General features: G+C 61.2%; 20 protein-coding genes and 2 pseudogenes. 17 read left to right on the top strand and 5 right to left on the bottom strand.

Annotation, left to right across the window (positions count from 1 at the left end):
* The first annotated feature begins 30 nt into the window (after window positions 1-30).
* From B0D71_RS00555 to B0D71_RS00520, 8 genes are all read left to right on the top strand, one after another.
* Window positions 31-819: an SDR family oxidoreductase gene (locus tag B0D71_RS00555; protein WP_103392990.1), complete on the top strand. Its 789-nt coding sequence runs from the start codon at window positions 31-33 to the stop codon at window positions 817-819.
* 313 nt (window positions 820-1,132) lie between these two features.
* Window positions 1,133-1,909, top strand: a complete 777-nt coding sequence (locus tag B0D71_RS00550; protein ID WP_103392989.1) for an ABC transporter substrate-binding protein — start codon at window positions 1,133-1,135, stop codon at window positions 1,907-1,909.
* A 91-nt stretch (window positions 1,910-2,000) separates the two neighbouring features.
* A complete protein-coding gene (locus B0D71_RS00545; RefSeq protein ID WP_103392988.1) occupies window positions 2,001-2,690 on the top strand; it encodes an ABC transporter permease in 690 nt (229 codons plus the stop codon).
* Between the two features lie 12 nt (window positions 2,691-2,702).
* Window positions 2,703-3,401, top strand: a complete 699-nt coding sequence (locus tag B0D71_RS00540; RefSeq protein WP_103392987.1) for an ABC transporter permease — start codon at window positions 2,703-2,705, stop codon at window positions 3,399-3,401.
* A gap of 9 nt (window positions 3,402-3,410) precedes the next feature.
* Window positions 3,411-4,523 (top strand): succinylglutamate desuccinylase/aspartoacylase family protein, encoded by a 1,113-nt coding sequence (locus B0D71_RS00535; RefSeq protein ID WP_103392986.1) that lies wholly within the window; start codon window positions 3,411-3,413, stop codon window positions 4,521-4,523.
* Between the two features lie 18 nt (window positions 4,524-4,541).
* The gene (locus B0D71_RS00530) at window positions 4,542-5,306 is read left to right on the top strand and encodes an ABC transporter ATP-binding protein (RefSeq protein ID WP_103392985.1); all 765 of its coding nucleotides are present in this window, start codon (window positions 4,542-4,544) and stop codon (window positions 5,304-5,306) included.
* A gap of 127 nt (window positions 5,307-5,433) precedes the next feature.
* Window positions 5,434-6,342 (top strand): MurR/RpiR family transcriptional regulator, encoded by a 909-nt coding sequence (locus B0D71_RS00525; protein ID WP_103392984.1) that lies wholly within the window; start codon window positions 5,434-5,436, stop codon window positions 6,340-6,342.
* Between the two features lie 193 nt (window positions 6,343-6,535).
* Complete coding sequence (locus tag B0D71_RS00520) at window positions 6,536-7,669, top strand: pyridoxal-phosphate-dependent aminotransferase family protein (protein WP_103392983.1); 1,134 nt, start codon at window positions 6,536-6,538, stop codon at window positions 7,667-7,669.
* 393 nt (window positions 7,670-8,062) lie between these two features.
* On the opposite strand, the gene B0D71_RS00515 is transcribed toward B0D71_RS00520, so the two are convergent.
* The 4 genes from B0D71_RS00515 to B0D71_RS00500 are packed head-to-tail and all read right to left on the bottom strand — an operon-like array spanning window position 8,063 to window position 12,304.
* Window positions 8,063-9,259, bottom strand: a complete 1,197-nt coding sequence (locus B0D71_RS00515; RefSeq protein ID WP_103392982.1) for an ABC transporter permease — start codon at window positions 9,257-9,259, stop codon at window positions 8,063-8,065.
* A complete protein-coding gene (locus tag B0D71_RS00510; RefSeq protein ID WP_103392981.1) occupies window positions 9,259-10,470 on the bottom strand; it encodes an ABC transporter permease in 1,212 nt (403 codons plus the stop codon). The genes B0D71_RS00515 and B0D71_RS00510 overlap by 1 nt, the downstream gene beginning before the upstream one ends.
* Window positions 10,470-11,156 carry an ABC transporter ATP-binding protein gene (locus B0D71_RS00505; RefSeq protein ID WP_103392980.1) on the bottom strand — a complete coding sequence of 229 codons (687 nt, stop codon included), beginning with the start codon at window positions 11,154-11,156 and terminating at the stop codon, window positions 10,470-10,472. The genes B0D71_RS00510 and B0D71_RS00505 overlap by 1 nt, the downstream gene beginning before the upstream one ends.
* Complete coding sequence (locus tag B0D71_RS00500; RefSeq protein ID WP_103392979.1) at window positions 11,153-12,304, bottom strand: efflux RND transporter periplasmic adaptor subunit; 1,152 nt, start codon at window positions 12,302-12,304, stop codon at window positions 11,153-11,155. The genes B0D71_RS00505 and B0D71_RS00500 overlap by 4 nt, the downstream gene beginning before the upstream one ends.
* 758 nt (window positions 12,305-13,062) lie before the next feature.
* Here B0D71_RS00500 and phaC point away from each other — a divergent pair.
* Window positions 13,063-14,739 (top strand): class II poly(R)-hydroxyalkanoic acid synthase, encoded by a 1,677-nt coding sequence (phaC, locus tag B0D71_RS00495; RefSeq protein ID WP_103392978.1) that lies wholly within the window; start codon window positions 13,063-13,065, stop codon window positions 14,737-14,739.
* A gap of 44 nt (window positions 14,740-14,783) precedes the next feature.
* Here phaC and B0D71_RS00490 read toward each other — a convergent pair.
* Window positions 14,784-15,464: pseudogene (locus tag B0D71_RS00490) on the bottom strand (MFS transporter); the annotation flags it as partial.
* A 109-nt stretch (window positions 15,465-15,573) separates the two neighbouring features.
* On the opposite strand from B0D71_RS00490, the gene B0D71_RS00485 reads away from it, so the two are divergent.
* The 8 genes and pseudogenes from B0D71_RS00485 to tcuC all read left to right on the top strand — a co-directional run bounded on the left by B0D71_RS00485 (window position 15,574) and on the right by tcuC (window position 22,472).
* Window positions 15,574-16,059, top strand: a complete 486-nt coding sequence (locus B0D71_RS00485; protein ID WP_103393986.1) for a DUF6130 family protein — start codon at window positions 15,574-15,576, stop codon at window positions 16,057-16,059.
* A 207-nt stretch (window positions 16,060-16,266) separates the two neighbouring features.
* Window positions 16,267-16,386: pseudogene (locus tag B0D71_RS31625) on the top strand (cation transporter); the annotation flags it as partial.
* A gap of 39 nt (window positions 16,387-16,425) precedes the next feature.
* On the top strand, window positions 16,426-16,797 hold the full coding sequence (locus B0D71_RS00475; protein WP_103392977.1) for a hypothetical protein: 372 nt from the start codon (window positions 16,426-16,428) through the stop codon (window positions 16,795-16,797).
* A 2-nt stretch (window positions 16,798-16,799) separates the two neighbouring features.
* Window positions 16,800-16,982: a DUF1289 domain-containing protein gene (locus B0D71_RS00470; RefSeq protein ID WP_103392976.1), complete on the top strand. Its 183-nt coding sequence runs from the start codon at window positions 16,800-16,802 to the stop codon at window positions 16,980-16,982.
* A 447-nt stretch (window positions 16,983-17,429) separates the two neighbouring features.
* Window positions 17,430-18,365 (top strand): LysR family transcriptional regulator, encoded by a 936-nt coding sequence (locus B0D71_RS00460; protein WP_103392975.1) that lies wholly within the window; start codon window positions 17,430-17,432, stop codon window positions 18,363-18,365.
* Window positions 18,366-18,524: 159 nt separating this feature from the next.
* A complete protein-coding gene (gene tcuA / locus B0D71_RS00455; protein ID WP_103392974.1) occupies window positions 18,525-19,979 on the top strand; it encodes an FAD-dependent tricarballylate dehydrogenase TcuA in 1,455 nt (484 codons plus the stop codon).
* Window positions 19,966-21,123: a tricarballylate utilization 4Fe-4S protein TcuB gene (gene tcuB, locus B0D71_RS00450; protein ID WP_103392973.1), complete on the top strand. Its 1,158-nt coding sequence runs from the start codon at window positions 19,966-19,968 to the stop codon at window positions 21,121-21,123. The genes tcuA and tcuB overlap by 14 nt, the downstream gene beginning before the upstream one ends.
* A 47-nt stretch (window positions 21,124-21,170) precedes the next feature.
* The gene (gene tcuC / locus B0D71_RS00445; protein WP_103392972.1) at window positions 21,171-22,472 is read left to right on the top strand and encodes an MFS transporter; all 1,302 of its coding nucleotides are present in this window, start codon (window positions 21,171-21,173) and stop codon (window positions 22,470-22,472) included.
* Window positions 22,473-22,577 lie beyond the last annotated feature (105 nt).

Below are 22,577 nucleotides of genomic sequence, written 5' to 3'. Positions count from 1 at the left end.
CTTGGGCTTCTTTCTGTCAGGAACACACGCATGAATCTTGGGATTACAGGACGTTGGGCGCTGGTGTGCGCCGCCAGCAAAGGCCTGGGCAAAGCCTGCGCACAGGCACTCGTGCGCGAAGGCGTGAACGTGGTGATCACCGCACGGGGCGAACACACGCTCAATGAAACGGCCCTTCAGCTCAGGGCGATAAATCCTGAAGTGACGGTCATCGCCGTGGCCGGAGACATTTCCACCCCCGAGGGTCGAACGGCAGCGCTCAAGGCCCATGAGCATTTCGATATCCTGATCAACAACGCCGGTGGCCCTCCCCCCGGAGACTTTCGCGAATGGAATCGCGACGCCTGGCTCAAGGCGCTGGATGCCAACATGCTGACCCCTATCGAATTGATCAAAGCCACGGTAGACGGCATGGCGGCACGCGGATTTGGCCGGATCATCAACATCACCTCGAGTGCCGTGAAGTCCCCTATCGAAAGCCTGGGCCTGTCCAATGGCGCGCGCAGTGGCCTGACGGGGTTCATCGCAGGGCTTGCCCGGCAAGACAACATTGCCAGCCGCAATGTGACGATCAACAACCTGCAACCAGGCTCATTCGACACCGATCGACTGCGCGGCAACCTGGTCGCTGCCGCCGAAGAGTTGGGGCAAGACAGTGAGGCATTCCTTGACGAATGCCGTCGCGAAATTCCTGCCAGACGCTTCGGCTCGCCCGAGGAATTCGGTGCGCTGTGTGCCTTCGTTTGCAGCAGCCATGCGAGCTACCTGACCGGGCAGAACCTGTTGATTGACGGCGGGGCCATTCGCTCCAGCCAGTAATACCCCCCGCACCATGGGGGCGGATGGCACAGATTTCTTCGCCATTCGCCCCTGCTTCGCCCCACTCCAAACCTTCGCCACCCGCCCCGAAACAATCCTTGTGATACCCCACAAAACCGCCCACTAGTGCCTGCACCAACAGACACTGGCGCGTTTTGCCACGCCCAGAACTGATATGATTTTTTTCAGTTGTGTTGCAAATGGATTTTTATTGTGTCATTTATAGTCCCGCCGATCACAGGAGTGATCCACCGCGCCAACCCGGATGGCGGGCACCCGTTCCCCCCCCAATGCCCTCCAGGGAGTCAACAATATGAACAAGACAGAACTTCTAGGTGCTCTGGCGCTATGCGCTTTCAGCTTTCTGGCACATGCCGACGAAGACAGCCTGCGTATCGGTATCGAAGCCGCCTACCCGCCCTTCTCCTTCAAGACACCCGAGGGCAACGTCAGCGGCTTCGATTACGACATCGGCAACGCCTTGTGCGAAGAAATGAAGGTCAAGTGCGAGTGGGTAATCCAGGAGTTCGACGGCATGATCCCGTCGCTCAAAGTGCGCAAGATCGATGCCGTGCTGTCGTCGATGTCGATCACCGAAGACCGGATGAAATCCGTGGACTTCAGCAAAAAGTACTACCACACACCGGGCAAGTTCGCGATGAAGGCCGGCAGCGTGATCAATGACCCATTGGTGGACCTCAAGGGCAAGAAACTCGGCGTACAACGCTCCTCGACCTACGATCGTTTTGCCACCGAACAACTGGAAAAAGCCGGCGTCGTCGTGGTGCGTTACGGCTCACAGAATGAGGCTTTCCTCGACCTGGCCTCGGGTCGCCTGGACGCCACCCTCGCCGACATCGTCAACACCGATGAGAGCTTCATCAAGACACCGGCTGGCCAGGGCTTCGCACTGACAGGGCCCGACATCAACGACCCGAAATACTTCGGCCGGGGCGCCGGGATCGCCGTGCGCAAAGGCGACAGTGCCAACGTTGCGCGCCTGAGTGCCGCGATCGACGCCATTCGCGCCAACGGCAAGTACCAGCAAGTGATGGCCCGGTACTTCGCGTTCGATATCTACGGCGAGTAAGCCTTACCCCTGCCCCCGGCGCCGGCCCTTTGCAGGCGTCTCCCGGGGCTTGTCTTGCGCGCCTCGCGGCGCTCGCTTGAGGAACTTCATCATGCTCCACGGCTACGGATCGAGCATTCTCGATGGCGCCTGGCTGACCACAAACCTGGCCTTGACCTCCATGTCCCTGGCGATTGCCCTGGGCCTGATCGGTGCGGCCTTTCGCTTGTCGCCGCTCAAATGGCTGGCCATGCTCGGGGAAAGCTACACCACCCTGATTCGCGGCATTCCTGACCTGGTGTTGATCCTGCTGATCTTCTATGGCGGCCAGGACCTGGTGAACCGCATTGCCCTGGCGCTTGGTTACACCCGCTACATCGACATCAACCCCTTCATCGCCGGCGTCTGCACCATGGGCTTCATTTTTGGCGCCTACCTCTCGGAAACCTTTCGCGGCGCCTTCATGGCGATCCCCAAGGGTCAGGCCGAGGCTGGCCTGGCCTATGGCATGGGCGGTGCGCAGGTGTTCTGGAGAATTCTGGTTCCACAGATGATTCGTTTCGCCATTCCCGGGTTCACCAACAATTGGTTGGTACTGACCAAATCCACCGCGTTGATCTCGGTGATCGGCCTGCAGGACATGATGTTCAAAGCCAAGAACGCAGCGGATGCCACACACGAGCCATTCACGTTTTTCCTCGCGGTGGCGGCGCTGTATCTGATGCTCACCAGCCTGTCCTTGCTGGTGCTGCGCTATCTGGAAAAACACTACTCGGTTGGCATCAAAGCCGCCGAATTGTGAGGGGAGCCGCCCATGATTCTCGACTACAACCTGATCTGGGAAAACCTGCCGCTGTACTTCAATGGCGCCTTGTTGACCCTCAAAGTCCTGCTGATTTCCCTGGCCCTGGGCCTGGTATTGGCGATTCCGCTGGCGCTGATGCGAGTGTCGCGATCGCCGCTGATCAACTTCCCGGCCTGGCTCTATACCTACGTGATTCGCGGCACGCCGATGCTGGTGCAGTTGTTCCTGATCTATTACGGCCTGGCGCAGTTCGAAGCCGTACGCCAAAGCGTGTTCTGGCCTTACCTCTCCAGCGCCACCTTTTGCGCCTGCCTTGCCTTCGCGATCAACACCAGTGCCTATAGCGCAGAGCTGCTGGCCGGCAGTCTGAAATCCACCCACCATGGCGAGATTGAAGCCGCCAGGGCCATGGGTATGTCACGCCTGACCCTGTACCGCCGCATTCTCCTGCCGTCGGCCTTGCGCCGGGCATTGCCGCAGTACAGCAACGAAGTGCTGATGATGCTGCAAACCACCAGCCTGGCTTCCATCGTCACCCTCGTCGACATCACCGGCGCCGCGCGCACGGTCAGCGCACGGTTCTACCTGCCATTCGAGGCGTTTATCACCGCCGGGCTTATCTACCTCGCCCTGACCTTCATTCTGGTGCGTCTGTTCAAGCTGGCCGAGCGCCGCTGGCTGGCGTACCTGGCACCGCGCAAGCACTAAGGAGCTGCTATGGAGCACATTCAATATTTGTTGCCGTGGACTGCCTCGGGCACTGAACGAACACTGTCGCTGTTTCGTTTTGGCAGCGGACCACGCAAGGCCTACATCCAGGCGTCACTGCATGCCGACGAGTTGCCGGGGATGCGCGTCGCCGTCGAGCTCAAGCGCTGTCTGCTGGAACTGGAAACACAAGGCCGCCTGAGCGGGGTGATCGAGTTGGTGCCAATGGCCAATCCGATCGGGATCGCCCAGATGTTCCAGGCCACCCATCAGGGGCGCTTCGAGTTCTCCAGCGGCAAGAACTTCAATCGCGACTTCCCGGCGTTGGTCGATGCCATCGCACCGCTGCTCGAAGGCCGATTGGCAGACGATGCCGACGCCAACATCGCACTCATCCGCCGCGCCATGGGCGATGCCCTCGCCGCCATGCCGGCAGCGGACTCGGAACTCGACGGCCTGCGCCGCCTGTTGCTGCAGCATGCCTGTGACGCCGATGTGGTGCTGGACCTGCACTGCGATTTCGAATCGATCATGTTGCTGTACGCGATGCCGCAACACTGGCCACGCTTGCAGTCCCTGGCCGCTCGCCTCGGTGCCGGGGTCACGTTATTGGCCGAAGATGCGGGCGGCAGTGCCTTCGACGAAGCCTGCGCAATTACATGGCTACGCCTGGCTGAGCGGTTTCCCGAAGCCAATATTCCCCTGGCGTGCACGGCCACCACCATCGAATTGCGCGGCATGGCGGACACCGAACGCGAGCAATGCGTCGACAGTGCCCAAGCCATTCTCGGCTATCTCGCCGAACAAGGCCTGATCAGCGGTGACTGGCCAGCGGCACCGCCGAGCCTTTGCCTGGCCGTGCCATTCGCCGGCGCGCAGTACGCCTGTGCGCCCCATCCGGGTGTGGTGAGTTTTCTGCAACCGCTGGGTGCGCAGGTCAAGGTCGGCGATCCGCTGTTCGAGGTCATCGACCCACTGACCGACCGCCATAGCGTGGTGCGCGCCAGCACCGACGGCATTCTCTATGCCCGCGAACGGCTGCGCTTTGCCCAGCCTGGGTTGTGGCTGGCCAAAGTTGCAGGCTCTACCCCCATTCGCCAGGGTCGCTTGCTCAGCGACTGATTCCAGAGAGTTCAAACCATGTACAAACTTGAAGTTCAGGACCTGCATAAAAGTTACGGCGCGCACCAGGTGCTCAAGGGCGTGTCCCTGCAAGCACAGGCCGGTGACGTGATCAGCATCATCGGCTCCAGCGGCTCTGGCAAAAGTACCTTCCTGCGCTGCATCAACCTGCTGGAGCAACCCAACGCAGGCAACATCGTGCTCAATGGCGAACCGCTCAAGCTGGTGGCCAACACGTCTGGCGGGCTGAAGGCGGCCGAACCCAGGCAGTTGCAACGCATGCGTTCGCAGCTGTCGATGGTGTTTCAACACTTCAACCTGTGGTCACACATGAGTGCCCTGGAAAACGTCATGGAAGCGCCGGTGCATGTACTGGGCCTTTGCAAGAAAGAGGCACGGGAAAAGGCCGAGCACTATCTGAACAAAGTCGGTGTGGCGCATCGCATGAACGCCTGGCCGGCGCATATGTCCGGTGGCGAGCAGCAGCGCGTGGCCATTGCCCGCGCACTGGCGATGGAACCGCAAGTGATGCTGTTTGATGAGCCGACATCCGCACTCGACCCCGAGCTGGTCGGCGAAGTGCTCAAAGTCATGCAGGACCTGGCGCAGGAAGGTCGCACCATGGTGGTGGTGACTCACGAAATGGGTTTTGCCCGCGAGGTGTCCAACCAACTGGTGTTCCTGCACAAGGGCGTTGTCCAGGAGCGCGGCGACCCACGTGAGGTGCTGGTCAACCCACAGTCCGAACGCCTCCAGCAGTTTCTGGCCGGGAGCTTGAAGTAACACCGCCGCCCACCCCATCCACTGCTCGGCGCTGCCCTGACCCGTTGGCTTCGGATACACTCCAGCCAACCTCGTCAGGGCATCAGGCACAGCCCTACTCTCACCTTCAGGAACTGTTGAGCCGGATATGCCCACCCCATCGAAAGACACCACGGTCTATGCCGCACCGGTCATGCGCAAACTCACGGAAATCGTTTCCGAACTGCCGCCGTCACTGCGCAAGGTGGCGGACTTTATCCTGCGTCATCCGCTCAAGGCCGCGACGCTGACCATCGAAGAGATGGCCCACGAAACATTGACCTCACCCGCCGCCGTCAACCGTCTGGCCAAAGCGCTGGACCTCGGTGGCTACAGCGGCATGAAGGCCGAACTGGTCGCAACCTTGCAGCAGATGGTCTCGCCGGTCGACAAATTGCGCAACGAACTTGCCCATCGCCCGGGCGGCACGTTTGGCCTGCATGAGCAACTCCAGAGCGCCAGCAGCAACCTGGCCACGGCGACAACCAACAACCACGCCGACACCTTTGAAGCCTTCGTCACTCGCCTGACCACGGCACGCAAAATCTACATCCTGGGCTTTGGCAACAGTGTCTACTTCGCCGGCCTCGCCGCCTCGACCCTGATGCCCTTCTGTGCCGACGCCACAGCCATCAGCATGGAGGGTGGCAACGAAAATGCCGCGTACCGACTGGCCGCGATCACCGATCAGGACGTGTTGCTGGCAATCTCCCTGCCGCGCTACTCCCTCGACACCCTGCAACTGGCACGCTTCGCCAATGAACGCGGCGCATCGGTGCTGGCAATTACCGACTCACCCGCCTCGCCGCTCACCGGCATCGCCGAGCACACACTGTTCGCGCCTTGCGATCACCCGGTGCTGACCAGTTCCAACATCGCCGTGCTGGCCCTCATCGAAGGCCTGGTCGCCGGCGTGATGGCGCGCAATAAAGAAGCGGTCAAACTGGCAACCGAACTGACTGAAAGCGTGATGTCGTACCTGCACATCCCTGCCAGCGGTAAACCCGCGAAAAAGTGAATGCGTTCTGGATTTGCCTGATAGACCGCCCGCTCGTTCAGCGACGATAGCGATGACGGCAGGCGCGTCTTCCAGCCACTTTTCATCGCCTGAAGCCGTTGAGTTCAGCAATCCTCTTGTGCGCAATCTGGTCATTTACCCAGGCTTAGGGCAGGGTCGATACCACTGATATCCCTGCCAAAGGAGTCACCCCATGTCAAAGCTATATCCCAGTATCGATCCCGAGGGGCTGGTCGAGTACTCAGTGGTCTACACCGACCGCTCGCTCAACCACATGTCGCAGTCATTTCAAGGCGTGATGAAGAACATTTCCACGACCCTGAAACAGGTCTACAACGCCCAGGCTGTCGCGGTGGTCCCGGGCAGCGGCACATTCGGCATGGAAGCGGTGGCGCGACAGTTTGCCACCGACCAGCAATGCCTGGTGATACGCAACGGCTGGTTCAGTTATCGCTGGAGCCAGATCCTTGAGATGGGTAACATCCCGGCGGCCACCACGGTGCTCAAAGCCCGCCCCGTCGACACCGGTCGCCAGGCTGCCTACGCTCCACCCCCTCTGGACGAAGTACTGGCAGCCATTGCGGCTTCGAGGCCGCAGATTGTCTTCGCCCCCCACGTTGAAACCTCTTCAGGGATTATCCTGCCCGACGACTATCTGCGAGCCGTCGGCGATGCCGTGCATGCGGTGGGTGGCCTGTTCGTGCTGGACTGCATCGCCTCAGGCACGATTTGGGTCGATATGCACAAATGCGCAGTCGACCTGCTGATCAGCGCACCGCAGAAAGGCTGGAGCGCCTCCCCTTGCTGCGCCCTGGTGATGCTCAGTGCTTTGGCCCTCGAGCGCATCGAGCAGACGCAAAGCAGCAGCTTCGCCTGCGACCTGAAAAAGTGGCTGCAGATCATGCAGGCCTACGAACAGGGCGGACATGCCTACCATGCGACCATGCCCAGCGATTCCCTCGCGCGATTTAACGAAGTGATGAAAGAGACGCAAGCCTACGGTTTCGACAAGGTCCGCGGCGAACAACAGGCTCTGGGCGATCGGGTGCGCGAAATGTTGACCTGCAAAGGCATCAAAAGCGTGGCCGCAGCCGGCTTTCAGGCCCCGGGCGTAGTGGTGAGCTACACCGATGATGCCGACATCAAGAGCGGTAAGAAATTTGCCAACCACGGCCTGCAGATCGCCGCCGGCGTGCCGTTGCAATGCGACGAGCCGGCCGACTTCCAGACCTTCCGCATCGGTCTGTTCGGACTCGAAAAGCTGCACAATATCGAGCGCACGGTCAGCACCCTCGAGCAAGCACTGGACGAGGTGATGGTTAACTAAGTCCTCATCTTGCCCACAGCACATACCGAACCGGTGAATTCCAGGCAGGCATCCTGCCATGGGCACTGGCTGTATGACTTGGATCGACCCTAAGCGGTCAGGTGTTGGACTCAGTTTTTGCCGCCGCCAACCCATTAAAATGGTTCTTCACGCAATCCCGGGAAACACGCAATACCTGTAGGAGCCGGCTTGCTGGCGATGGACTCAAGGGCGCCGCGTTTATCCGGTTTACACGCGGTATCGTTAACGACCATCGCTGGCAAGCCAGCTCCTACAAGGGACCGCGTGACCTCCAAACCTGTGAAAGCCCGAAAAAATCACCAGCCCAGCGCCGGCGTGTTCGCTATCGTCACGCAGCGTACAGCTAGCCCGTCAGGCTCATTGGCCTGACCGCTATTCACTGCGCAGAGCCGCCACCGGATGCAGGCGGGCCGCCCGCAGTGCCGGCGCCAGGCCGGCGAGAATGCCGAGCACCGCCGCCAGCAGCAGCGCCAGCAGCAGAAACAGCGGCTGCAGCGCCAAGGGCAGGCTCGGCATGGCCAGGTGCAGTAGCCCGAGCAGGAGGCCCATCAACAGCAGACCAAGCAGGCCACCGGCCAGGGACAGCAGCGTCGCTTCGGCGAGAAACAGCCCGAGCACCTGCCGCGGACTGGCACCAATCGCCCGCAACAGGCCGATTTCCGCCGTGCGCTCGCCCACAGTGGTCGTCATGATGGTGAGAATGCCGACGGCGCCGACCAACAGGGAAATGCCCCCCAAGGCACCGATGGCCAGGCTCAGGGTGCCGAGAACGCGGTTGAAGCTGCGCAGCATGTCGTCCTGGGTGGTCAGACTGAAGTCCTCCACGCCGTGCCGTTCGCCGAGCACCTGGCGAATCTGCTGACTCAACGCCCGCGAAGTGGTGCCGGCGCCGAACACCACATGGACTTTGACCACCCCGGTGCGGTTGAACAGGCTTTCGGCCCAATCCACCGGGATGTAGGCGATATCGTCGAGGTTGAAGCCGAGCAACTGGCCCTTCTGCGCCATCACGCCGATCACCCGGAAACGCACGCCGCCGACGCGGATCAGCTCGCCCAGCGGATTGCGTGCACCGAACAGCTCGACACGCAGCTGATGGCCGAGCACCACATAGGGCGGCGAACGACCGTCACGGGCCACGGGCAGGAACTCGCCCAGGCTCAGCTGCATGCGCCAGGCCTGCGCCAGCTGATGGCCGCCACCGAGAATGTCGCTGCGCCGGCTCAGTTGACCGAACTGGATATCCCCGCTGCCCGGAATGATCGGCACCGCCGCCTCGACATGCGGCAAGCGCCGCAGGGCATCGGTATCACTGATAGTCAGTGGCCGTACGCTACCGAGCAGACCGCCGAGGCCGCTGGTCTGGGTCTTGCCCGGGCGCACGGTGATGATCCGCGTACCAAACTGCGAGAAATTCTCCAGCACATAGCCGCGCACGCCTTCGCCTATGGCCGTGAGCAGCGTCACGGCGGCTATCCCGATCGCTACCCCGAGTAGGGTCAGCAGGCTGCGCAAGGGTCGACAGGTCAGCGCCGAGCTGGTCAGCCGCAAACCATCTTGCCAGCGCATCAGTGTGCTCCCGGCGGGCGTAGCGCCGCCACCGGCTCCAGCGCCGAGGCCCGAGCGGCCGGCAGCCAGGCGAACAGCAGCGCCGTGCCGAGTGCCAGCAGCACCGAGCTAGCCCGCGCCCACCAGGGTGCATAGAGCGGCAGATCGAACGCCAGGCGCCCCAGCCAGAGCGAGGTTTCGGCCAGAAGTAGCCCCGCCAGCGCCCCCGTCAGGGCGAGCAGCGCCGCCTCGCCGAGGAACAGCAGGCGCAGCTGCGCCGCCGTCACTCCGATGGCTTTGAGCAGGCCGATCTCGGCGCTGCGCTGGCTCACCGCAATCCAGGTCACGTTCATGATCAGGATGCCTGCCACCAGCAGGCTGATCGCGGCAATCCCGGCCACCGCCAGGGTCAGCACCGTGAGTATCTCGTCGAAGGCGCTGAGCAGGCTGTCCTGGCTGATCAGGGTGATGTCTTCCTCACCCTCGTGGCGTTCCTTGAGCGCGGCGAGTATCAGCCGCTTGCTACGGTCGAGAAAGCTCGGACCACGCACCTCGACAAACACCCGCAACAACCCCTCGCGATTGAACAAGGCCTGGGCACTGGCCACCGGGATGATCAACATCTCGGCAAAATCCATCCCCAGGGATTCGCCCCGTTCACCGAGGATGCCGACCACCCGAAAGCGCCGGTCGCCGGCGCGCAACCATTCACCCAGGGCCGGGCGCGCACCGAATAGCTCGCGCCGGAGTTTGCCGCCGATCACGCAGACGGCCTCGGCCTGCTCAGGGTCCAGCGCCGGCAGGGGCTGGCCCTGGACGACCGTCAGTTGGCGAATGGCGAAGAAGTCCCGGGTGGTGCCCAGGGTCAGCACCTCACGATTGCGGTTGCCGACGATCACCTCCATCTGCCCGGCCTGCATCGGCGCGACCCGGCGGATGCCCGGCAACTGGGTGATGGCCTGGACGTCCTGCAAGGTCAACTCGTGCGGCGTCAGGCCGGTGAGCGGCGGCATGCGCCCCGTGGTTTCCTTGCGGCCCGGGAAAACGATCAGGATGTCGCGCCCGAGCAGCGAGAACTCGTTCAGGACGAAGGCCCGCGCCCCTGCGCCGAGACCGGTGAGCAGATTGACCGCAACCACCCCGATAGCGATGGCCAGCAGCAGCATCAGGCTGCGCGAGCGATGCCCACGCAAGGCGCCGAGCCAGAAGCCCAGGGCATCGGCGGCGCGCATCAGGCCAGCGCCCGCTGCGGCGCAGCACTGTGGATCCGCCCGTCACGCATGTGTAACTGGCGCTGCGCGCGGGCGCCCAGGCTGGCATCGTGGGTCACCACTATCAGGGTCAGACCCTCGCCGTTGAGCTCCTCCAGCAGGCTGAAGACCTCGGCGCCGGCCTGGCTATCGAGATTGCCGGTGGGCTCGTCGGCCAACAACAGCGCCGGTTGCATGACCATCGCCCGGGCGATGGCGACGCGCTGGCGCTGACCACCGGACAGCTCGGCCGGGCGGTGGGCAATGCGCTCGCCCAACCCCAGGCGCGCCACCAATTGGCTGCTGCGCTTGCGCCGTTGCGCCGCGCCGATGCCGGCGAGGACCATCGGCAGCTCGATGTTTTCCAGCACCGTCAGCCGTGCGATCAGGTGGTAGGACTGGAACACGAAACCTATCAGTTGGCTGCGCAATTGGGCGCGCCGCGCCTCGCTCAGCGTCGCCGTGGCCTCGCCCTGCAGCCAGTATTCGCCGGCGCTCGGCGCATCGAGCAAACCGAGGATGTTCAGCAGGGTCGACTTGCCCGAGCCCGACGGGCCCATCACCGCCATGTAGTCACCGGCGGCGATGTCCAGATCCAGGCCGTCCAGCCCCATCACCTGCTGCTCGCCCAACTGGAAGCTGCGGCTGCCGCCGCGCAAGCGGATCATTTCTCAGTCTCCGCCGCATCCACTGGGATCACCGACACGGTGTCCTTGAGCCCTTCCTGCTCGAGGCTGGCGACTATACGCGCGTCCTCGTCCAGCCCTGCGAGCACCTCGGTCCAGCGCCAGTTGCTCAACCCGGTTTGCACCGCTACCTCGCGCAACACCCGGGCGCTCGGGTCATATCGCAGCACGCGCTGCCCCTCCAGCAGGGTCTCGGTGGGGACGCGCAAAGCACGTGCGCGCTGCTCCAGGAGGATCTCGACATCGGCGCTATAGCCGGTGAGCAGGACCAGATCGGCCGGCGGCTGGTCGAAGCGCACCTCGACATCGACGGTGCGCGCCTGCTTCTCCAGTTCACGCACATAGGGTGCGATGCGGCTGACGCGGCCGGCGAATTGCTGGCCACGGAAGGCATCAAGGGTGATCCGCACGGCGGTTCCGGGGCGAACCCGGGCAGCGTCCACCTCATCGATCGGCGCCTCGACATACAGGCAGCTGTCGTCGATCAGGTCGACCGCCGGCGGCGTGGGAATACCCGGCGGCGAAGGGGTGACGAACTCGCCGAGTTCGCCGTTGATTTCTGCGACTACGCCGGCGAATGGCGCACGCAGGGTCGTCTGCTCCAGCAGTGAACGCTGCAACTGCAGGTTGGCGTCGGCCTCGCGGATCAGCACGGCACTGGCACTGCACATCAGCTTCGCCAGTTGAGCCTTGGTCTCGGCCTGATCGAGGCGATCGGCGGCAACCAACTTGCGGTCGGCCAGTTGGCCCAGGCGATCGAGGTCGCGCCGGTCCAGATGAGCCTGCTGGCAGCGCTGTTCGCGGGCGTTGCGTTGAGCCTCCAGCCGCGCCTCGGCCTCCTGCAGCCGGGCCTGTTGTTCGTCCTGGCGCAGGCGCATGAGCACCTGACCCGGCTCGACCCGCTGGCCCTCGCCGATCAGCAACTCGGCAACCTGGCCGCCGACATTGAAGGACAGATGCGAGCGTCGACAGGACTTCAGCGTACCCGCACGAGTGTTGGCCACCAGCGTCTCCACCGGCCCTCGCTCAACCTCTAGCAGCCTGACCGGCAACGGCTGTGGTCGACTCAACCAGCCGCCCAGCACCACCAGACAGGCCAGCATCGACGAGCCAATCAATAATTTGCGCATGGACTGCACCTCCACCCCACATGGCTTGAGCCTAGGTCAGGAGGGTAAAAGCTCAACGCGAAACGTCATTTATCCGACGATTTTCAGACGAGCGTCAGATAAATGGCGTAATGAGATTTATTTCTCTCGTAGCGGCTATTCCCCAGCCATGCCAACTCAATCAAAACGTAACCTGCATGTAGGTCAGTTCGTATTCTCTTCTTGCCTCATGTCGCGTTTTTAGCGCGACATTCAATTCCTTCAAGGGAGTACGCGTGAGATCGCTTAGGCTGATGGATTCGCGTTGCGCCCAGGGATGGTCAAGCGCGACGAACGTCGCGCAAGCGTCGGGTCTTAGTCATCCCATAGCCCTGCCGGGTTTTGCCTGGCGGGGCGTTTTCTTGTTTGGGGTTTGGTGGTGACTGGGCTGGCCTCTTCGCGGGCGAGCCCGCTCCCACAGTGGGTTGTGGCTGCGGGGAAATGTCAGGGAGCGAGTTGCGTCAACATCCCATGAAGAGTTCCTTCGACCTGGGCATTTCATGACAAGGCGGTACAGGGGCGATCCCGGACCAAAGGCCATGGATTGTCATGAAGTGATAAAGCGTTGTCGTCAAATGAAAGGTTGCCCGCCCCCCCGTCTATAGACTGCTCCTCAGGATTTGCGTGGCGCGCCCAGCCTTTCTGCGGCTCGCCCGCCCGGCCGGCACGCAGCCCGGTCGCCTGCCCGCTGCCCAATAACATCCGGGCGCCTGTCTTGGGCGCCTTACCGGAGCGTCACAATGAACAAGAAAGATAAAGACCTCTCCCAGCAATCCGCGATGCACACGCTGAACCTGAACCCAGCGTTCGGGCCTCGCGGGCGCGACCTGCTCGGCACTGCCCGCATGGTCCTGCGACAAGTGTTGAAGCAACCCGTGCACAGCGCTCGGCATATGGCGGCATTTGGCATTGAGCTGAAAAACATCCTGCTCGACCGCTCGCAGCTCGAGCCCGCTGCCGCAGACAAGCGCTTCAACGAGCACACCTGGCAGCGCAATCCGCTCTACCGTCGCTACATGCAGACTTACCTGGCCTGGTGCCAGGAGATGAACGACTGGATCAGCACCAGCAACCTTAGCGAGCAGGACGCTCAGCGTGGTCAGTTCGTCATTGGCCTGCTGACCGATGCGATGGCGCCAACCAACACCCTGGCCAATCCGGCGGCGCTCAAGCGCTTCTTTGAAACCGGCGGCAAGAGCGTTCTGGATGGTTTCTCGCAACTGACCCGTGACCTGATCGAAAACGGCGGCATGCCCAGCCAGGTGGACAAGACAGCGTTCGAGGTGGGCCACAACCTGGGCATCACCGAAGGTGCGGTGGTGTTTCGCAATGATTTGCTGGAGTTGATCCAGTACAGGCCCCGTACCGAACGAGTGCAGGCGCGTCCGTTGTTGGTGGTGCCGCCGCAGATCAACAAGTTCTACCTGTTTGACCTGACGCCGGAGAGGAGCCTGATCCGTTTTCTCCTCGACAGCGGTATCCAGACCTTCGCTATCAGTTGGCGCAATCCGGGCAAGGCACAGCGTGAATGGGGTTTCTCCAGCTACGTCGAAGCCCTGAAGGAAGCGATCGACGCGGTGCTGGCGATCACCGGCAGCGCCGACCTCAACACCTTCGGCGCCTGTTCCGGCGGCTGCACCCTGTCCTCGCTGTTGGGTCACTACGCCGCCCTGGACGAGAAAAAGATCAATGCCTTTACCCTGGCGGTCAGCATGCTGGACATACGCCCCGACACCCAGGTCGGGCTGTTCGCCGACGAGAAGACCCTGGAGGCAGCCAAGCGCCGCTCCAATCAGGCTGGCGTGCTGGAGGGCCGCGAACTGGCCAAAGTCTTCGCCTGGATGCGCCCCAATGACTTGATCTGGAATTACTGGATCAACAACTACCTGCTCGGCAACGAGCCGCCGGCGTTCGATGTTCTCTACTGGAACAATGACACCACCAACCTGCCAGCCACGCTGCACGGCGAATTCATTGATATGTACCAGACCAATCCGTTCGCCCGCGCCGGTGCCCTGGAAGTCTGCGGCACACCGATAGACCTCACTCAGGTCACCAGTGACTTCTACTGCATCGCAGGCCTGAGCGACCACATCACCCCGTGGGACGCCTGCTACCGCTCCATGCACCTGTTTGGCGGTAAGGGCGAGTTCGTAGTGTCCAACAGCGGGCACATCCAGAGCATCCTCAACCCGCCGGGCAACCCCAAGGCGCGCTTCATGACCGGCAGCGACCTGCCCGTAGAAGCTCAGGAATGGATGGACGCGGCCAGTGAACAGGCAGGCTCCTGGTGGCCCCACTGGCAGGCCTGGGTGCAGGCACGCTCGGGCGAGCGCAAAAAGGCGCCCGCCAAACTGGGCAACCGGGCTTATGCCCCTGCCGAGGCGGCGCCGGGGACCTACGTGCACATGCGCTGAACCGGTCGCCAACGGCGGGCTGCAACGGCTCGGTTGCAGCCCTTGGCGACACACAGGAATGTCAGCTGGAAGTCGCCCGTCCCTGCGGTCCCGGCATTGCCTTGGATGCCCATCGAGAGGCGCAGCAGCAACGCGCCCGTGGCAACCCCCATCGCCATGCTTAGCTGGAAGAACATACTGAACAAGGTTGAGGTGTCGCTCATCTGGTCCTTGGGGACGTCGGCAAAGCCCAGGGTGTTGAACGCGGTGAACTGCATGGATCGCGACAAACCGCCGACAAACAGAATGAATATGACCAGTGCCCAACTCATCTGTTTTTCCAGCGAGGCACAGGCCGCTATCGCCAGTACGCCGAGGACACCGTTGATCATCAGCACCGGGCGAAAGCCCCAACGTTGCATCACCCGGGTCGTGAACGGTTTCATGGCCAGGTTGCCGGCGAAGACGGCCAGCACCAGAAGCCCTGAATCCAGCGCTGAAAGGCCGAAGGCCAATTGAAACATCAGCGGCAGGAGAAACGGCAAGGTGCTGATGGCAATGCGAAAGATCGACCCACCCCACAGGCTGACGCTGAAGGTGCGAACGGCTAACACTTCCAGCGCCAGCAACGGTTGCCGATGCCGACGCATATGGCTCCCGACCGGGACCATCATCGCGCCGCTGATGCCCAGCAATACGCGCGCGGCGACAAAGGCCGACAGGCTGTCACTCAAGCCACAGAGCAACGAAGGCACCGGGCCCGGCACAACTGCAGCGCAATTGCGATTTCAAATAAACACCGGGAAACCCTCGCTTTGTCTAGGCTTGAATGAACTCATGCGGGAGAAACACGCCATGTCCCTCGCTTCCGGAAACCTCTTGGCCCTGGCCTTGGGTGCCTTCTTTTGCACCGCCGTGTGCGCACAAGGGGGAGCAGACACCGACTCCCCACCGGCCATACTGCCATTGGAATCCGAGGCAGCGCCCACACTCATTGCCTACCCGCCGCTGGCCGAGCCACTCGCCCGCGGTGTCGTCATCATCCAGTATCGAGCAGAACACGCCAGGATCATGCCGGTGTTCGGCAAAGTGGCGGCTGATGTGTCACCCCATCTCGCTCACCTCCACGTGACCGTGGACGACTGGAAAGGTACATGGGCGCACACCAGCGAAGACCCGATCATCCTGGTTGGACTGACGCCCGGTACTCACAAGGTCCTGCTTGAAGTGGCCGACCCGACTCACAAAATCCTCACCCGCACGACAGTGAGTTTTGTCGTTCCGCAGAAGAAGCCAACGGACGCTCCGCACGTTGACGATGATCACGCAGAAAAACCATGAGTGTTGAGTGTTCAACGCTAACGGCCGTGGTGTGGGTAGCCTTGGGTGACAGACAGATAACGGCTGTGCGGTTACTCTGTACCAGCCTCAGCCACTCGATCATCGGCGAACTCCTGACGATACGCAGCGCCAGCCCTTCATAGGCACCGAGGGTGGTTCTGGCCATCGCTGCACTGCTTGCCGGCCGGCATCTCGGTTGGACCGTAAGCCCATGCGGCCATCGTCAGCGTCGTTGGTCAGGCCACTGCGAACGCCGACAGCATTCGTGAACGTCTCAAGCCGGTTCACGAAGTCAGCCATCTGACGGTCGAGTTTCGACCGGTCTGATTCAGCACCTACCTTTCATTGTCACCAAAGGAACCTGCAATGCCCTCTAGTAAACGTGAGCTGGCGCGGATCGAACGCCGGTTGATTACTACGCTCACCGAGGCGTGCGAAACAGCAAAAGGTGAAATCAAAGGCTTTAGCTGGCTCACCCACACCGCTAACCTCAACGCTCTGGCCGAAACCCTGAAGGTCACCTGGGTGTTCGAAACGCTGACGGACCAACGGCTCGCCCAGACTACTGCCAGGGCGCGCATCTATGACCTGACCACCCTCGCGTTTAACGAGGCAAATATCGATCTGAGCGCATCAGAGCACTCTGTCTACTTCGATTCCGAGGAAGAGTGCCAGCGCACTCACGGAGGCAATTGGCAAAAGCGCCTGGCTCGATCACGCGCGACCAAGGGCGAATGACCATGGCTAAAGAAATCGAAAATCCCTGCATCTCGGTTTGCCAGCTCAGTGGCGATCTGTGTGTGAGTTGCGGGCGAAGCAAAGAAGACATCAGAAAGTGGAAACGCATGAAGCGGCCGGAAAAAATGGCCGCTGTACAAAGGGCGAATATGCGCTTGAAAGGGCTCAAGAAAGCGCATGGATAGTCACTTGCGGTTGCGTCGACCGGTTGAATCCACAGCCAGAAGCAGTCATTCGACACTCCCCGTGCCAATCGTTTAAATTGACCCAGTTGGTTACCATGCCGCCTTAAAAAATGACCCGCACTTTCCAAGGCAGCTGTCTCTGCGCCGCCGTCAGTTACGAAATAAAATGACGCCCGTGCATATCATCCAGGGCGCGGCGTGCATCACGACTTACCGCTCTTCGGAATCAGTGCTTCGTCAGTTCTGCGGCCAGTGCGGTTTGTCGCTGTTCTGGTCGCGGGCCACAGTCTCGATGACAGCTTCGGGTCAACTGCTACCAGTCCTCGACAAAGCGCACGCGCTCAACGGTCAACCCAAACCTGCGACAATGCTGCCTCTTCGGGCTTCGTAACTTGCGTGGCAAACGTTCAGGTATTTTGAATAACAAATTCGCGGGGAGCAGCCACATTGGAATTGAGACAACTGCGCTATTTCGTAAAAATCATCGAGCTTGGCAGCCTGGGGCGTGCGGCACTTGAACTGGACGTTGGTGTGTCAGCCCTCAGTCAGCAAATCTCCAAGCTGGAAAGCGAACTGTGCACCCGCCTCCTGAATCGAACCTCCACTGGAGTGACGCCCACTAGCGCCGGATTTGCGTTTTTACACCATGCCCAACTGACGCTACGCCAGGCGGAAAACGCAATCATGGCCGCCCATCGCGGGCGAATGAGCGGTTATGTCAGCGTCGGCTTACCGCCGACTACCGCGACAGTGCTCGCGTTGCCGTTGATCAACGCAATGCGTGCGCGTTATCCGGACATACAACTGCATTTGGTGGAAATGCTTTCCGGCCACTTGGCGGCGCAGCTCAACGCAAGGCAGATTGACCTGGCTATCCTGTTCCAACTCGAAGGGGGCAAACGCTGGAGCGTGACTCCGCTGCTGGATGAAAAGCTGTTTGTCATTGCCTCGCCCAGCCTGCCTCAAGCGCCTTCTGGTGATAGCGTGCAGTTAGCCGACCTCGGCGGCCTGCCGCTGGTGATGCCCAGCGCGCAACATGGATTGCGCTCGGCGTTGATGAGCGCGTTCGAGCGGGTCGGGCTAACACCCAATGTCATTATGGAAGTCGACGGTCTCGCTGTGTTGATGAACGCCGTTCGGGCAGGTCATGCAGCAACGATACAACCGGGGGCGGCCGCTGCATTGAAAGACGGGTCCGGGCTTTCACTGATCAGGATTGCCGATCCCCATGTGGGCCGGCGTAATCTTCTGGCGACGCTGGCTGACGACGAACTCTCTCCGGCGGCGCTGGCAACGCGGATGGTCATCGTCGATGTGGCGCGACAGTTGGTCGTCGACAAACAGTGGCCTGGAGCTACGTGGATAGAAGGGGTCGACGCGTAACCCTCCTTCACCCCGGACATCGCCTGACGACAAAGCCTTTAGAAAAACTAAACACCCCGCGTCAAAAGCAGCCTTTCGGCCACTCCCTCCCCACCCTATCGTTCTCCCCACTCGCAAGGAGCACTTCGTTCCCGCTTCCTTGCAAATCGAGGAGCGATAATGATCGATGTCTTAATCATAGGGGGTGGCAACGCTGCCTTGTGCGCCGCTCTGATGGCGCGAGAAGCGGGCGCCAGCGTGATGCTGCTGGAAGCCTCGCCGAAAATCTGGCGCGGTGGCAATTCCCAACACACCCGTAACCTGCGGTGCATGCACGACGAACCGCAGGACGTGCTGATCGACGCCTATCCGGAAGAAGAATACTGGCAAGACCTGCTGAAGGTCACCGGTGGCCTTACGGATGAAAAACTTGCACGCATTGCCATTCGGGCATCGTCCTCTTGCCGCGATTGGATGCGTTCACACGGCGTGCATTTTCAGCCACCGCTGTCCGGCGCGCTGCACGTGGCGCGGACCAATGCATTTTTCATGGGCGGCGGCAAAGCGCTGATCAATGCGTATTTCCGCAGCGCCGAGCGCCTGGGTGTAAAAGTTCGCTACAACACGCAAGTGACCGACATCGAGTTGGATGAGGGGAAATTCGTCGCCGCCCATGTGGGCGAACACGAGGTCGATGGTCAGCGTTTCGCCGCCGAACGCATTGAAGCCCGGGCCTGCGTGTTGGCGGCCGGCGGTTTCGAATCCAACCGTGAATGGCTGCGCGAAGCCTGGGGTCAGAACGAACGCGGTGAATGGCCATCGGACAATTTCCTGATCCGGGGCACCCGATTCAACACCGGCATTTTGCTACGGCGCATGCTCGACCTTGGCGCCGATGTGATCGGCGATCCGACGCAAGCACACATGGTCGCGATTGATGCCCGCGCGCCACTCTACGACGGCGGCATCTGCACCCGAATCGACTGCGTATCGCTGGGTGTGGTGGTCAATCGTGATGGCGAACGCTTCTACGATGAAGGTGAGGATTTCTGGCCAAAACGTTATGCGATCTGGGGGCGTCTGGTGGCCGGGCAACCCGGTCAGCAGGCGTATTCGATCATCGATCAACAAGCCATCGGCCGCTTCATGCCGCCGGTCTTTCCAGGCACCACCGCCAATACTCTGCAAGACCTTGCCCGTCAGTTGAAGCTGCCTCAAGAAAAATTCGTCAAGACGGTCGAGGACTACAACAGCGCCTGCCGCGTTGGCACGTTCGATCACACGGCGTTGGACGACTGCCACACCCAAGGACTGATGCCCGCCAAAACCCATTGGGCGCGGCCACTGGTGAAACCACCTTTCTACGCCTACCCGCTTAAACCGGGTGTCACGTTCACCTACCTCGGCCTCGCCACCGACGAAACCGCTGCCGTGCATTTCAACGGCAAAGCGAGCCCCAACCTGTTCGTCGCGGGAGAAATGATGGCCGGCAATGTTCTGGGCAAGGGCTACACCGCCGGCATCGGCATGGCCATCGGTACCGCGTTTGGCCGCATCGCCGGTGTGCAGGCGGCCGCTTCGGTGGGCTTTGGCGTTTCATCTGCAAACACGGAGTCTCGACATGCAACTGTTTGATCCCCAAGCATCGGGCGGGTTGATCCCGGTGTTGAATCTTGACGAAAGTGAAGTCCAGCGGCAGATGACCATCTGCAATGCCTGCCGTTATTGCGAGGGCTTTTGCGCGGTATTTCCGGCGATGACCCGGCGCCTGGAATTCACTCAGGCCGACATCCATTACCTGGCGAACCTGTGCCATAACTGCGGCGCGTGCCTGCACGCCTGTCAGTACGCCGCCCCACACGAATTCGACGTCAACATACCCAAAGCCATGGCCAAAGTGCGCCTGGATACTTACGCCGAGTACGCCTGGCCGCAAGCGCTGGGCAAGTTGTATCAGCGCAACGGCCTGACCCTGGCACTGGCTTGCGGTGGGGGACTGGCGTTGTTTTTATGCCTGACCCTGATGCTCATGGGCAACCTGTTCACGGCCATTCCCGGTGGCAACTTCTACAAGATTTTCCCGCATAACACCCTGGCGCTGATGTTTGGCTCAGTATTCGGCTTTGCGGTACTTGCCCTGACCATGGGTGTGCGGCGCTTCTGGCGCAACGTCTCACCGGTCGCAGCGCCACTGCCGTTGAAAACGTCCGCTGCATTGGAGGCTACGGCCAACGTCGCGAAGCTCAAATACCTGGACGGCGGCCATGGCGAAGGCTGCAACAACGCCGACGATCAATTCACCTTGTGGCGCCGCCGATTCCACCACCTCACCTTCTACGGCTTCATGCTGTGCTTCGCCGCCACCGGTGTCGCCACGCTCTTTCACTATCTGCTGAAGTGGTCGGCGCCTTATCCGATCTTCAGCTTGCCGGTGATGTTGGGTATTGCCGGTGGCATCGGCCTGGTGATCGGCCCGGCGGGTCTTCTTTGGCTGAACCTGCGGCGCAACCCTGCGCACGGCGATGAGAACCAAAAACCCATGGATCGCGGCTTCATCGCGCTGCTATTTCTGGTTAGCGCAAGCGGCCTGGCGCTACTGGCTTTGCGTGAAACCAGCGCGTTGGGCTTGATGTTGGCTATCCATCTCGGCCTGGTCATGGCGTTTTTCCTGACCATGCCCTACAGCAAATTCGCCCATGGAATATTCCGCAGCGCAGCGCTGCTCAAACACGCCATCGAGAAGCGTCAACCCAACCCGATCAACGCCGGCAGCGACTGACGGTTAAAGCACTCATTCCAAAAACAATAGTGAGCATAACGGTAGCCATGATGAAAACGACAGCGGCAACAACCCGAACCAAGGGGTCCAAATTGGGCGCCATTTTGCGGGTCACCAGCGGTAACTTTCTCGAGCAGTTCGACTTCTTTCTGTTCGGGTTCTACGCGACCTACATTTCCCAGACGTTCTTTCCAGCCACCAGCGAGTTTGCCTCGCTGATGATGACCTTCGCGGTATTCGGCTCCGGATTCCTGATGCGTCCGTTAGGCGCCATTGTGCTGGGGGCGTACATCGACAAGGTGGGCCGTCGCAAGGGGCTGATCGTGACGCTGTCGATCATGGCCGCCGGTACCGTATTGATCGCCCTGGTGCCGGGCTATGCCGCCATCGGCGTGGCGGCACCGATTCTGGTGTTGTTGGGCAGGCTGCTCCAGGGCTTCTCCGCCGGCGCGGAAATGGGCGGTGTTTCGGTGTATCTGGCGGAAATTTCCACCCCCGGTCACACCGGTTTCTACACCAGTTGGCAATCGGCCAGCCAACAGGTGGCGATCGTCGTCGCGGCCGCGCTGGGCTACACGATCAATGCCTCGATGCAAGCCGCCGAGATCGCCGATTGGGGATGGCGTATTCCGTTCTTCATTGGCTGCGTGATCATCCCGTTCATTTTCATTATTCGCCGCTCACTGGAAGAAACCGCCGCCTTCACTGCTCGCAGCCATCGTCCAACCACTCGCGAAGTTTTTCGCTCGATGCGTGACAACTGGCGCACCGTCCTGGCGGGCGGCTTGCTGGCGTCCATGACCACCACCACGTTCTACCTGATTACGGTCTACACACCGACGTTTGGCAGGACAGTACTGAACCTGAGCACCACCGACAGCTTGGTGGTCACATTGCTGGTCGGCATCAGCAACTTTATCTGGCTGCCTATCGGCGGCGCCCTCTCCGACCGCATTGGCCGTCGGCCACTGTTGTTGGCGATATCGTTGCTGTGCATCTTCACCGCCTATCCCGCCATGCACTGGCTGGCAGAGGCGGCGAGTTTCGAACGACTGCTCGCCGTGCTGCTGTACTTCTCATTCTTCTTTGGCATTTACAACGGCGCCATGGTCGCGGCACTGACCGAAGTCATGCCACAGAACGTGCGGGTGGTCGGGTTTTCACTGGCCTTCAGTTTGGCCACCGCGGTGTTTGGCGGTTTTACCCCAGCAATCTCGACGCTGCTTGTCCAGGCCACGGGCGACAAGGCATCACCTGCCTACTGGCTGATGTTCGCGGCGGTGTGCGGGTTCACGGCGACGACAATTCTGTATCGTCGGCAAAAAGCTTTGGCAGTCAGAACCGTTTAGTTCCTCGGTCGCCGACGCTTACCTGTGACTGATCCACCCTAGTCCTCCATCAACATGGAGGACACGCCATGAATGCTGCTACTAGAACTCGAAAGCACTGTCAGG

The sequence above is a fragment of the Pseudomonas laurylsulfativorans genome (assembly GCF_002906155.1).
Classification (GTDB): domain Bacteria; phylum Pseudomonadota; class Gammaproteobacteria; order Pseudomonadales; family Pseudomonadaceae; genus Aquipseudomonas; species Aquipseudomonas laurylsulfativorans.
The sequence above is the reverse complement of the archived record's forward strand: the minus strand, read 5'-3'. Positions and strand labels throughout refer to the sequence as shown.